The 12595-nt window shown below is 74.8% G+C and carries 10 protein-coding genes; 3 read left to right on the plus strand and 7 right to left on the minus strand.

What is annotated here, in order from left to right:
- Window positions 1-63 precede the first annotated feature (63 nt).
- Window positions 64-507: a hypothetical protein gene (locus GA0070214_RS18135; protein WP_208602815.1), complete on the plus strand. Its 444-nt coding sequence runs from the start codon at window positions 64-66 to the stop codon at window positions 505-507.
- Between the two features lie 4 nt (window positions 508-511).
- On the opposite strand, the gene GA0070214_RS18140 is transcribed toward GA0070214_RS18135, so the two are convergent.
- Together GA0070214_RS18140 and GA0070214_RS18145 are read right to left on the minus strand one after the other, a co-directional pair.
- Window positions 512-1429: a PASTA domain-containing protein gene (locus GA0070214_RS18140; protein ID WP_091264739.1), complete on the minus strand. Its 918-nt coding sequence runs from the start codon at window positions 1427-1429 to the stop codon at window positions 512-514.
- A 101-nt stretch (window positions 1430-1530) separates the two neighbouring features.
- A complete protein-coding gene (locus tag GA0070214_RS18145) occupies window positions 1531-2220 on the minus strand; it encodes a PASTA domain-containing protein (protein ID WP_091264743.1) in 690 nt (229 codons plus the stop codon).
- A gap of 115 nt (window positions 2221-2335) precedes the next feature.
- Here GA0070214_RS18145 and GA0070214_RS32495 point away from each other — a divergent pair, with 115 nt between their 5' ends.
- A complete protein-coding gene (locus GA0070214_RS32495) occupies window positions 2336-3712 on the plus strand; it encodes a hypothetical protein (RefSeq protein ID WP_244167756.1) in 1377 nt (458 codons plus the stop codon).
- An 18-nt stretch (window positions 3713-3730) separates the two neighbouring features.
- Here the strand turns inward: GA0070214_RS32495 and GA0070214_RS18155 are convergent, their stop codons facing one another.
- Together GA0070214_RS18155 and GA0070214_RS18160 are read right to left on the minus strand one after the other, a co-directional pair.
- Complete coding sequence (locus tag GA0070214_RS18155; RefSeq protein ID WP_091264747.1) at window positions 3731-5209, minus strand: glutamate-cysteine ligase family protein; 1479 nt, start codon at window positions 5207-5209, stop codon at window positions 3731-3733.
- A 258-nt stretch (window positions 5210-5467) separates the two neighbouring features.
- Complete coding sequence (locus tag GA0070214_RS18160) at window positions 5468-6049, minus strand: YceI family protein (RefSeq protein ID WP_091264751.1); 582 nt, start codon at window positions 6047-6049, stop codon at window positions 5468-5470.
- A 101-nt stretch (window positions 6050-6150) separates the two neighbouring features.
- On the opposite strand from GA0070214_RS18160, the gene GA0070214_RS18165 reads away from it, so the two are divergent.
- Entirely contained in the window at window positions 6151-6654 is a 504-nt protein-coding gene (locus GA0070214_RS18165; protein ID WP_091264754.1) for a MarR family winged helix-turn-helix transcriptional regulator, read from the plus strand.
- A gap of 226 nt (window positions 6655-6880) precedes the next feature.
- Here the strand turns inward: GA0070214_RS18165 and GA0070214_RS18170 are convergent, their stop codons facing one another.
- The 3 genes from GA0070214_RS18170 to GA0070214_RS18180 form a co-directional block, all read right to left on the minus strand.
- Window positions 6881-9526 (minus strand): ATP-binding protein, encoded by a 2646-nt coding sequence (locus tag GA0070214_RS18170; RefSeq protein ID WP_091264758.1) that lies wholly within the window; start codon window positions 9524-9526, stop codon window positions 6881-6883.
- A gap of 124 nt (window positions 9527-9650) precedes the next feature.
- Window positions 9651-10799: an acyl-CoA dehydrogenase family protein gene (locus tag GA0070214_RS18175; protein WP_091264761.1), complete on the minus strand. Its 1149-nt coding sequence runs from the start codon at window positions 10797-10799 to the stop codon at window positions 9651-9653.
- A 68-nt stretch (window positions 10800-10867) separates the two neighbouring features.
- A complete protein-coding gene (locus tag GA0070214_RS18180; protein ID WP_091265547.1) occupies window positions 10868-12400 on the minus strand; it encodes an acyl-CoA carboxylase subunit beta in 1533 nt (510 codons plus the stop codon).
- Between the last annotated feature and the right edge of the window lie 195 nt (window positions 12401-12595).

A 12595-nucleotide genomic window follows, 5' to 3' on the forward strand; every position in this document is an offset into this window, starting at 1 on the left:
ATAGAATCGGTACGCCCACCCCGGCAACGCTCCACCCCGCGCGCTCCGGACCCTGAACCTGGGATGGTCATGGTCAATCTGCCCGCCGCGCGGCGGCACCACCGGTCCCGTATCGGTTACGCCCTCGGGCTCCTCGCGTTCCTCGGCGCCGCGACCGCACTCGCGCTCGTGGTCCGCCATCCCGCCTTCTCCGCCACCCAGGAGTTGACGGAGCCGGTCCCGGCTCCGGAGATCACCGTGGCCGGCGAGGGCAACCGGCCGGAGACCGATCCGGAGAACGAGCCCGACTGGGTCGACCCACCGGCGGCCGGTGCGCGAGGCGGCACCGGCGCGTCGTCCATTCCCGACCCGGCCGCGGGCGGGGCCGGGGCCGGCGAGGCCGCGCTCGCCGAGCGCCCGTCGGCCGCCACCGACCTCAGCCGGTCGCTGTTCTACTCCGGCCTGCTCGGCCTCGCCATCTCGCTGGCCGGGCTGGGCCTGGTCGGCACCAGACGTCGCCAGTGGTGAGGGCTCAGGGCGTGGCGGTGGCCGTGGGCGGGGCCGTCGAGGTGGGGGCATCGGTCGTCGGGTCCGCACCCCGGGCCACCACGATGCTGACCCGGTCCCCCTCGGCGACCGGCTCGCCGGCCTCCGGGTCGGTGTCGATCACCGTCCCGGCCGGCTGCTCCGACGTCCGGTAGCGGACCCGGTAGTCCACGCCCAGCCGGTCCAGCGCCGCCCGGGCGGCGGACTCCGGCAGCCCCACGAGCGGTGGCATCGGCACCTCGGCGGCCGCCGTGGTGGTCGGCGGGCTGCTCGGCGGCGAGCTGCTGGGCGCGGCCGTGGTCGGCGTGGCGCTGGTCTGCGGGGCGGTGCTCGGCACGGCCGAGGGTGACAGGCCCGGCTCGGCGTCGCGGTCCGCCGCGCGGAGGGCCAGCCACACGCCCAGGCCGATCAACGCGATCAGCAGCAACGCGAGAATGCCCAGCAGGATGGGCATCCACCAGCGACGGCCCGCCTGCTCCTCGGTGTACCACTCGCCGCCGGGCTCCGGGTATCCGGCCGGCCGCGGTGGCGGCACCCCGGCGCGCCCGGACCAGGCCGGGCTGACCGGTTCCGGGCGGGTGGCGTCGACCGGCGCGTGCGCTCCGGCCTCCCCGCGGGGCAGCGGCCGGGTCGCGTCACCGGCCGGTTCCCGCGGCATCGCGCGGGTCGCTTCGGCATCCTCGGCGTCGCCCGGTTCCCGCGGCATCGCGCGGGTCGCGTCCGCATCCGCACCGCGGGACGGCTCCCGTGGCATCGCACGAGTGGCGTCGGCGTCCTGCGACGCGGCGGGGCGTTCGGGTGGCATGGCGCGGGTGGCGTCGGGGTCGGCGCCGCTCCGGTCGGGGGGCAGCGCCCTGGTCGCGTCCGGGTCCTCGGCGGGTGGCTCCTGGCGGTCGTCGCTCATCGCACGTCCTTTCCCCACCGGGGCAGGGCGGCCTGGCCCTCGATCGTCCACGGTAGCGGTCCGCCACACCATCGGCGGGCATCAGCGCGCCGGGCCACCCGTCACGGCGCGGTGAGCGGGCCGGCGGTCGGCGTGGTGGCGGGCTCGTCGCCGCAGGTGAGGGTGACCGGGTCGTTCCACCGGGCCGTGCTGCCGGGGACCGGGTCCTGCGCGGTGACCGGGCCCTGGCGTCCGGTGCGGTAGCGCGGGTAGAGGCCGGCGGCCACCAGGTCGTCCGCCACGTCGGCACAGCCCTGGGCGACCAGGTCGGGCACGGCGACGGCGGGCGCCGGGCCGGCGACCCAGAGGGTGACCGTGACGCCGCGCTTCACCGGCGTACCGGGGGCGGGCGAGGTGCGCTCGACGGTACGGCCGGAGCCGCCGCCGAACACCAGCCGCCAGCCGAGCCGGCGGTCCCGCAGCTCCTGTCGGGCCTGCTCGAAGTCGGTGCCCACCAACTGCGGCACGGTCAGGCCGGCGGGGGTGGTGGTGCGCGTACCGGTCGGCCGGTCGTCGGCGGTGCTGGCCGGGGCGGCGGCCGGCGTGGTGGCGTCGACGGCCGGTGTGGTGGGGCCGGCGGCCGGCGGTGGGGTGGGCCGGTCCGGCTCACCGGCCAGGACCCAGCCGCCGCTCGCCCCGATCACCGCCAGCAGGATCACCGCCAGGCCGCCGCCGAGGAGCAGCCGGGCCCGGTCGGGCCCCGGCTCGTCGTGTCCCCCGGGCTGCCGGTCCGGGTAACCCTCGTGCGTCATCCTGTCCCCCGCCTCAGTCACCGGCGACCGTATCGGGCGCCACCAAGCCCCTCGCGGGCGATCCGGCCTCCGCCAGCACTCGCCGCGTCGACCTTGGGACGCTACGCTCCCCGGCATGGCCAGACGGGGCTGGGGAGGATCGACCGCCGCCGCACTCGGCGTCGCCGCCGGTGCGGGCGCGGCGCAGCTCGGCTTCGGCTACGGGCTGGGCATCATCAACTGGGCGCCGGCCGGCGCCGCCCGGGTGGACGCGGCCTGGGTGGCCAGTCTCGCCTGGGCCACCTGGATCTCCGCGACCTCGGTGATCGCCGGCGCGGTCTGCGCGCAGCGGCTGCGCGGTGCGGACGACGACGGGCCGGCGGGGACCCTGCCCCGGCTCGGGCTGGCGCTGGCCGCCGGGGCGGGCGCGTTGATCACCGTACTGCTGGTGGCCGTGCCGGCCCGGGCCGCCCGGGTGCCCGACACGTCCTCCCCGCAGGCCGTGGCGGCCGGGTACGCGGCCGCCGGGCTGGTGCTCGGGGTGCTCCTCGCGACGTGGGCGCTGCACACCCGGGCCGCCGCCACCAACCTCATCGGCACCACCGGCTGGCTCTGGCTGCTCGCCGTGGTGTCGGTGGTCGACGGGGTGCTCTCCGGCCGGGGCCTCAGCACCGCCCAGCTCGGCATCTGGCAGATCAGCGCGGACAGCGCCCGGTTCTGGATCCGTGACTACTTCTACTGGCCGGGGGCGCTGCTCTCGCTCGGTTCGGCCCTGCTGATCGGGCTGCTGGCCGCCCGGCGGGCGGTCCGCGCCCCGGAGCGACGGGTCGGGGCGGCCGCCTCCGGGGCGGCCGGTCCGCTGCTGGTCGCGCTGGCCTACCTGCTCGCCGTGCCGAGGCTCGCCGGGATCGCCGCCGAGCAGGTGTCGGCCCACCTGATCGCCCCGTACGCGGTGATCGCCGGGATCGGCGGCTCGGCCCTGATGGCCGCGCTCGCCCAGCGTGCCGACCGCCGCGCCGCCGAGCAGGCCGAGCCCGCCGCCGAGCAGACCGAGCCCGCCGGTGTGCGCCTGCCCCACCAGCGCACCGGTGAGCCCGACGAGCTGGCGACCGCCACCGAGGACAGGATCAGCGGGCCTGCCGGGGACAAGCCGGCACGCCGGTTCTTCGGACGCCGCCCGGCCGACACCGCGCCGGCTGCCGGGCACACGGCCGGCGAGGCCGAACCGGGACCGGCCCTGTCGACGAGCACGCTCAGCGAGCAGCGGGCGGTGACGGCACCCGCCGGTACGCCGGACGACCCCGCTCCGGCCGCCACGGGTGGCCGGCGTGGCCGGGCCGCGCCGCCCCAGCGGCGGCCGGAATCCGCCTCGGAGGCCCGCACCGAGCCGATCCGGACCGGCGACGCGCCGCCCGCCGACTCGGTGACGGCGGAGACGCCGGGCGGGAGCGAGCCGACTGCCGCGCCGGAGGGTGGCGCGACCGGACCGAAGGCCCGCCGCCGCAACCGCTGACCTCGCCGGCAGCGCTGGTCAGTCGACCGGCCAGGTGTGCACGGGTTCGTTGGCGCGTTGCAGCTCGGCGTAGCGCTGGACCATGTGGTGCAGCGCGGCTTCCCGGTCCATGCCGTGGTGGCGCTCGGCCGCCCACACCGTCTCGGTCTGCCAGACCGCGCCGTTGCGGCCCGTGCGGCACCGCTCCTCGATCACCCCGAGAAGGCGGTCCCGCTCGGCCGGGGCGACACCGAACCGGTCCAACCCCTGCGCCGCGGTGGGCAGCAGCGTGTCGAGGACGAGCGTGGTGACCGGCACGTCGCCGAGCCGGGGCCAGTGCAGCACGGCGTTGATGCCGCGCCGGGCGGCGGCGTGGAAGTTCTCCTCGGCCGAGCTGAAGGTGAGCTGGCTCCAGATCGGCCGGTCCGCCTCGGCGAGGCCGCGGGCCAGGCCGAAGTAGAAGGCGGCGTTGGCCAGCATGTCGACCACGGTGGGACCGGCCGGCAGCACGCGGTTCTCCACGCGCAGGTGCGGGCGGCCGTCCATGATGTCGTAGACCGGGCGGTTCCAGCGGTAGACGGTGCCGTTGTGCAACCGCAGCTCGCCGAGCTGGGGCACCCCGCCGGCGTGCAGCACCTCGACCGGGTCCTCGTCCTCGCAGATGGGCAGCAGGGGCGGGAAGTAGCGGACGTTCTCCTCGAACAGGTCGAAAATCGAGGTGATCCAGCGCTCGCCGAACCAGACCCGGGGGCGTACGCCCTGGGCCTTCAGCTCGTCCGGGCGGGTGTCGGTGGCCTGCTCGAACAGGGCGATCCGGGTCTCCGCCCAGAGCTGCCGGCCGTAGAGGAACGGCGAGTTGGCGCCGATCGCCACCTGCACGCCGGCGATCGCCTGCGAGGCGTTCCAGTAGTCGGCGAAGCTGTCGGGCGCGACCTGGAGGTGGAACTGGAGGCTGGTGCAGGCGGCCTCGGGCGCGATCGAGTCGGTGTGCGTACGCAGCCGCTCGACGCCGCGGATGTCCAGCTCGATGTCCTCGCCCCGGGCCCCGACGATCTGGTCGTTCAGCACCCGGTAACGCTCGTTGGTGGAGAGGTTGTCGGCGACCAGGTGCCGCTCGGTGAGGGTGGGCAGGATGCCGACCATCACGATCTTCGCGTCGGACTTGGCGGCCCGCTCGTCGGCACGGGTCAGGCTGCTGCGCAGGTCCTTCGCGTAGTCGGCGAACCCCGTCCCCTCGATGAGCCGGGGCGAGGCGTTCAGCTCCAGGTTGAACTGTCCCAGCTCGGTCTGGAAGAGCGGGTCGGCGATGTCGGCCAGGATCTGGTCGTTGCGCATGGCCGGCTCGGCGGCGGCGTCGACCAGGTTGAGCTCGATCTCCAGCCCGGTCATCGGCCGGTCGGCGTCGAAGCCGAAGTCGTCCAGCATCAGCGCGAAGACGTCCAGGCACCGCCGGACCTTCTGCCGGTAGCGGACCCGATCCTCCCGGGAGAAGGCGCCCTGCTCGACGTCTCTGCCCATCTGTCCTCCCGGCGCCGGGGCCACGGAACCGTACGGTTCCGCAACGCATTGTGAACCATTCACGTTGAGTGCGTAAGAGCGCCCGGGCCGCCGGAGCGGAGGCTGGGCGCAGGTCTGCATTCCTACCCAGCCGGCCGCCGCCGCACCGCGGTCAACCTGCGAACAACACGTGACAATTCGCACCCAGCCCGGCGTACGACGAACGGGCCCGCGCCGTCGGGTGACGGCGCGGGCCCGTTCGGGGTCGTACGCGGGGGATCAGGCCTGGCGGACGGCCTCGCCCTCAATCTCGATCTTGATCTTCTTGCCGACCAGGACGCCACCGGTCTCCAGGGCGACGTTCCAGGTCAGGCCGAACTCCTCGCGGTCGATCTCGGTGGACGCGGAGAAGCCGAAGATGTCCTGGCCGAAGGGGCTGCGGCCGACGCCCTCGAACTCCACGTCCAGGTCGACCGGACGGGTCACACCCTTGATGGTGAGCTCACCGGTGAGGACGAACTCGTTGCCGTCGCGGGACTTCACGCCGGTGCTGCGGAACTCCAGGGTGGGGAACTGCTCGGCGTCGAGGAACTCCGGGCTGCGCAGGTGCGCGTCGCGGTCGGCCTGGGCGGTGTTGATGCTGGCCGCCTGGATCGTGGCGGTCACCGACGACTGCGTGGGGTCCTCGGCCACGGTGATGGTGGCGGTAGCCTCGGCGAACTCACCGCGTACCTTGCTGACCATCATGTGCCGGGCGACGAACCCGACGCGCTTGTGAGCCGCGTCCAGCAGGTAGGTGCCGGCGGTCGGGATGGTGAGACCCTCCCAGTCGCGGGTAACCGCTTCGATGCTGCTGGTCATGCTGCTGTCCTCCAGGGGAGATTGTTTAGTAGCCCAACGACTGACTGAGCAACTATAGGCACAGCAATATTCCCTGTGTCAAGGACTGCTAGGATGGCTGCGTGGACAAGAACGTGTTCGACGATCCCCGGATCACCGCCATCGGCCTCCTCTTCGAGGTCAGTGCCGGGCTGTCGGCCCGGTTCGCCGCCCAGTTCGAGGAGCACGGCCTCTCGCCGGTCGAGTTCGAGGTGCTGATGCGGCTCACCCGGTCGCCGGGCCACCAGCTGCGGATGACCGACCTCGCGGCGCAGACCTCCCTGTCCACCAGCGGGGTCACCCGCGTGGTCGACCGGATGGAGCGCGACGGCCTGCTCCGCCGCCGGGCCTGCCCGTCCGACCGGCGCAGCTCGTACGCGGTGGTCACCGCCGCCGGTCTCAGCCGCCTGGACCAGACCCTGCCCGGGCACCTGCGGATCATCGAGGAGTGGTTCACCGGCCAGCTCGCGCCGGCCCAGCTGGACGCACTCCTGGACGGGCTGCGCCGGGTCCGCGACGCGGTGCACCCGGGTGCGACGGCCGGTAGCACCGAGCCGGTGCCCGCCGGGCGGCCCGCCGACTGCTGATCTCCGGTGACTCGCGCGTACCCGTGAGTCACCGGCAGAAAGACCGGCAGAACCGCCCGAAGACCGCCTCATACCGCCACAGATATTCCCAAAACTCCCGCGTCGGCTGGCTAGAGTTTCCGGCAGCGGGGGGCACCGGGGGGTGCGGGCGCGAGCGATGAGCGAGGGGCAGCACCAGGGGGCTTCTTCGCTCGCGCCACCCCCGCGCCTTCTTGTCCCGCCCGGCTCAGTCGCCTCGGGCGGCGCGTTCCCGGCGGGCCACCAGCGCATAGAGCAGGGCCTCCTCCCGGGGCAGCAACCTGACCCCGGTGGCCCGGCAGGCCCGCTCCAGCCGGTCCAGCACCGCCACCTCACCGGTGCTGGCCGCCAGCCCCACCAGTGCCTCGACCAGGTCGCGGCGCTCCCCGCCACCGCCCGCGGAATCGGCCGCCGCCGTGAACCACTCGGCGGCCAGCTCCCGGTCCCCCCGGTGCAGCGCGAGATGACCCTCGATCAGCGCGCAGACCACCTCCTCCGGGGGGACATCGCGGCGCTCCCCGGCCGGGTCGAGGACCTCCGCGCCCGGCGGCCGGCGCTGCGCCGGCACGGGGCGCGCCGGCCGCAGCTCGGCCACCACCTCCAGCGCCTCGGCGGCCCGCCCGTCCAGGGCGAGCGCGAGCCCGACCGTCCCGACCGCCCGCCGCCACCGCCCCGGATCGCCCAGCTCGACGAGCGCGCCCGCCGCCCGCCGTCCCTGCTCCACCGCGTCGACGTACCGGCCCTCCAGGCGGGTCACCTCGGCCAGGTCGGCCCGGGCCAGCAGGCGGAGCCGCTGCTCCCCGCACTGGGTGGCCAGCCGGTCGACCGTGGCCAGCCGGCGCCGTGCGCCGGCCAGGTCCGCCACCCGTACGTCGTGCCAGGTGAGGTGCTGGTGCGCCACGGCCGTCTCGCGTACCCGGCCGTGCCGGGTGGCCAGTTCCAGCGCCGCCTCGGCCTGCTCCCGGGCCTCCCGGTGCGCGCCGGCGGCGCTGAGCAGCGTGCAGAGCACCGACCGGGTCGACAGCTCCCCGGTCACCTCGCCGGCCGCCCGGAAGATCTCCAGCGCGTCCCGGGCCGCCGGCAGCTCCACGCCCCCGGCGCCGTGCTCGGCGGCGAGGCGGGCCGACCCCAGCAGCGCCCAGGCCCGCAGCACCGGCGGCGCATCGGCGGTACGCGGGTCGGCCAGCAGCCGGCGCAGCCAGCGGCGCCCGGAGACGTCCCGCCCGCGCAGGCGCCACCAGCGGGGCAGTGCCGCCGCCAGGAGCAGCGCGGTCGCCGGATCGTCCTCGGCGGCGTGGGCCAGGGCGGCCGTGATGTCGCTGGTCGCCTCGTCGAGCAGGTGCACGGCGGTGGGCACCTCCGCGCCGACCAGACCCGGTGCGGTACGCCGTACCAGCCCGGCGACGACCAGGGCGTGCCGCCGCCGGACGGCGGTCAGCTCCCCCTCGACGGCGGCCTGCTCGGTGGCGAAGTCGCGGACCGCGTCCAGCAGGCGGAACCGGAACGGGCCGGTGCCCCGGACGCTGAGCAGCCCGAGCTCTCGCAGCCGGTCCAGCAGGGGAACGGCGTCCCGCCGCTCACCGCCGTCGGCCAGCAGATCCTCGGCCAGCTCGACCGACCAGCGGTTGCGGAAGGCGGAGAGCCGGCGCAACGCCGCCCGTTCGGCGGGCGCGAGCAGGTGGTAGCTGGTCGCCACCGCCTCGCGCAGGGTCACCGTGCCGGCGGCCGGATCGGCGGGCTCCCAGCCGGGGCGTACGCCGGCCAGGTCGAGAACCCGGTCACCGTAGCGGTCGAGCAGTTCGGTGACGTCGAGGATCCGGCCGCGCGCGGCCATCAGCTCGATGGCCAGCGGCAGCCCACCGAGGCGGCGCACCAGCGCGGCGAGCGCCGGCAGCTCGGCGCGGGTGGGCGGCTCGCGGCGTGCCTGGGCCAGACGGGCGAGGAACAGCGTCGCCGCGGGCCAGCGGGCCAGCTCGGCGGGGTCCGCCGGCTCCAGGCCGGCCGGCGGCACGTCGAGCGGCGCCACCGGCCGGACCAGCTCGCCGGGAACCCCCACCGGGCGCCGGCCGGTGACCAGCACCCGCAGCGTCGGCGCCGCCGCGACCAGGGTGCGCAGCGCCTCGGCCACCGGGCCGGGCGCCCGCTCCACCGCGTCCACCAGCAGCAGTGCGGGCCGGCCGCCGAGCCGGTAGGAGAGATCGGCCAGCCGGTTCACGCCGAACACCGCGACCGAGGCGGCGAGCACGTCGGCGGTGTCGGAGCCCTCGCCGACAAGCACCCCGGTCACGCCGGCCGGATGGTCGGCGGCCGCCGCGTGGGCGACGGTGAGGGCGAGCGCGGTCTTGCCGACGCCCGCCAGCCCGACCAGGCTCACCACCGGGTGCTCGGAGAGCAGGGCGGCCACCTCGTCGACGTCCCGGTCCCGCCCGAGCAGCGGGACCGGCTGGGGCAGCGCGATGGGCGTACCCGAATCGCCGCCGGCGGAGCCGGTGACCGCGAGGTGCCGCGCGGCCGGGCGCGGCGCGGCGGCCGCGTCCGGACCGCCGACCGGTAGGTGGGCAGCGGGGTCGGCCGGCGGCTCGGGCGGGGTGGTCTGGGCCGGCCGGGCGGCGGCGAGGAACGCCTGCCGGGCCGGACCGGTCAGGCCGAGGGCGTCGGCGAGCAGGTCGACGGTGGTGCGCTGGGGTCGGGTCGCCCGACCCCGCTCCAGATCGCGGACGGTCCGCACGCCGACGCCGGCCCGGGTGGCCAGTTCGGCCTGCGTGAGGCCGGCGGCGAGCCGGTGCCCGCGCAACAGGTCGGGCAGCGGGGTACGGCCGCCCGGGCTCCGCGAACGATCATGATCGGGAGTCATGGGCACGAAGAGTACGGATCGGGTCGGACGCTCCACAGCCCATCGTCGGGCAGCCGACCGTCCGGTGCCGATATCCGACAGACGGTGGACCCGCCCCGGCCCGACCGGCCCGGGCGGGCGCCGCTCACATGCCGAGATCGCGGGCGATGACCATGCGCTGCACCTCGCTGGTGCCCTCGCCGATCTCCAGGATCTTGGAGTCCCGCCAGAAGCGGGCCACCGGGTACTCGTTCATGAAGCCGTAGCCGCCGTGGATCTGGGTGGCCTCGCGGGCGTTGTCCACCGCGATGGTGCTGGCGTGCAGCTTCGCGATGGCCGCCTGCCGCTTGAACGGCTCGCCGGCGAGCATCCGGGCGGCCGCGTCGTAGTAGGCGAGCCGGGCAGTGTGCGCCTTCATCTCCATGTCGGCGATCTTGAACTGGATCGCCTGGTACGCGCCGATCGGCTGGCCGAACGCCTGGCGCTCCTTCGCGTATTTGATCGACTCGTCGACACAGCCCTGGGCGAGGCCGACGGCCAGGGCCGCGATGGCGATCCGGCCCTCGTCGAGGATGCGCAGGAACTGGGCGAAGCCCCGGCCGCGCTCGCCGAGGAGGTTCGCCGCCGGCACCCGGCAGTCGTCGAAGGTCAGCTCGTGCGTGTCGGAGGCGGTCCAGCCGACCTTCGAGTAGCCCGGCGCGACGGTGAAGCCCGGCGTGCCGGACGGGACGATGATGGTGGACAGCTCCTTCGAGCCGTCCGGCCGCGTGCCGGTGACCGCGGTGACCGTGACGAGCGACGTGATGTCGGTGCCGGAGTTGGTGATGAACGCCTTCGAGCCGTTGATCACCCACTCGTCGCCCTCCAGGACGGCCCGCGTCTGCGTGCCGCCCGCGTCCGAGCCGGTGCCCGGCTCGGTGAGCCCGAACCCCGCGAGGGCCTCGCCGCTGAGCAGCTTCGGCAGCCACCGGGCCTTCTGCTCGTCGGTGCCGAACCGGTAGATCGGCATGGCGCCGAGCGAGACGGCCGCCTCCAGGGTGATGGCCACGCTGGAGTCGACCCGGGCCAGCTCCTCCAGGGCCAGGCAGAGCGCGAAGTAGTCGCCGCCCATGCCGCCGTGCTCCTCGGCGAAGGGGAGACCGAACAGGCCCATCTTGCCCATCTGGCGGATGATCTCGTACGGGAAGGTGTGCTGCTCGTAGTGCTCGGCGATGGCCGGCGCGACCACCTCGCGGGCGAAGTCCCGCACGCTCTCCCGCAGCGCCTCTTGTTCCTCGCTGAGCCGGAAGTCCATCTGATCCTCCTGTGGAGATGCTCCGTCCGGCGCTCGTGACGCCCGGCCGGATCCTGCTGCGGGGTTGCTCAGACCGGGGTGACGCCGTGCCGGCGCTTCGCGAAGTGCCGCTCCTTGCCGTGCGCGGCGGCGAACCGGCGGACCAGCTCGGCGCGCAGCTCGTGCGGCTCGACGATGGCGTCCACCACCAGCTCGCTGGCGAGCCGGACGATGTCGATGTCGCGCTCGTACTCCTCGCGCTTCGCGGCGACGAAGGCGGCCCGCTCGGCCTCGTCCTCGATCGCGGCGATCTTGTTGGCGTAGACGGCGTTGACCGCCGCCTCCGCGCCCATCACCGCGATCTTCGCGGTGGGCAGCGCGATCGTCGCGTCCGGCTCGAAGCCGGGGCCGGCCATGGCGTAAAGGCCGGCGCCGTAGGCCTTGCGGACCACCACGCAGATCTTGGGTACGGTCGCCTCGGAGATCGCCGTGATCATCTTGGCGCCGTGGCGGATGATGCCCTGCTTCTCCACGGCGCTGCCGACCATGAACCCGGGCACGTCGGACAGGAACAGCAGCGGCACGTTGAACGCGTCGCAGAGCTGGACGAACCGGGTCGCCTTGTCGGCCGAGTCGACGAAGAGCACGCCGCCCTTGAACATCGAGTTGTTGCCGACCACGCCGACGACCTCGCCGTTCAGCCGGCCGAAGCCGATGGTCAACTCCTTGGCCCAGAGCGCCTGGATCTCGAAGAAGCTGCCCTCGTCGAGCAGGCCCTTGACGTACCGGCGCATGTCGAACGCCTGCCGCTCGCTGGCCGGGACCAGCGCGGCCAGGTCGGCCTTCTCCGGCGCGGGCGTCGCCTCGGCGGCGGGCGGGGCCTGGGTCCAGTTGGTCGGCAGGTACGACAGGTAGCGCCGGACCACGTCGAGCGCCTCGGCCTCGGTCTTGCAGAGGAAGTGCCCGACGCCGGACTCGGCACAGTGCACCTTGGCCCCGCCCATCGCCTCCAGCGTGGTCTTCTCGCCGGTGACCATCTCGACCATCCGGTCCGAGCCGAGGTACATGCTGGCGTTGCCCTCGACCATGGCGACCACGTCGCAGAACGCCGGGATGTAGGCCCCGCCCGCCGCGCTCGGCCCGAACAGGGCGCAGACCTGCGGGATTGAACCCGAGGCGCGGACCTGGTTCCAGAAGATCTTGCCGGCGCCCCGCCGGCCGGGGAAGAGGTCGACCTGGTCGGTGATCCGGGCGCCGGCCGAGTCGACCAGGTAGACCATGGGCACGCCGGTCGAGTAGGCCCGCTCGATGATCCGGATGATCTTCTCGACGGTCCGGGCGCCCCAGCTGCCGGCCTTCACCGTGGAGTCGTTCGCCATGAGGCAGACCGGCCGGCCGTCGATGGTGGCCGTGCCGGTCACCACGCCGTCGGCGGGCAGCCCCTCGGCCATCGCGTTGGCGTAGAGCCCGTCCTCGACGAAGGAACCCTCGTCGACCAGGTACGCGACCCGCTCGCGGGCGAAGAGCTTGCCCTTGGCGGCGTTCGCCGCGTGGTACTTGTCCGCACCGCCGGCCTTGGCGCGCTTGCGCAGCTGCTCCAGGGCCTCACCGTCGAGCGTCACGCCGACTCCCATTGCCACCGGCCGCCTCGTGGGCGCGCCGACCGACCTGAACGATCGTTAGGCTAGCGCATTCCCGCCCCCTCCGGCGACCTGCCCACACACACGCCCCCGCGCGCGCCCACCCGCCGCCCACCCGCCGCCCGCCCGCCGCCCGCCCGCTGCCCGCCCGCTGCCCGCCCGTCGTCCGCGTTGATC

It is taken from the genome of Micromonospora chaiyaphumensis, assembly GCF_900091435.1.
Taxonomy (GTDB): domain Bacteria; phylum Actinomycetota; class Actinomycetes; order Mycobacteriales; family Micromonosporaceae; genus Micromonospora; species Micromonospora chaiyaphumensis.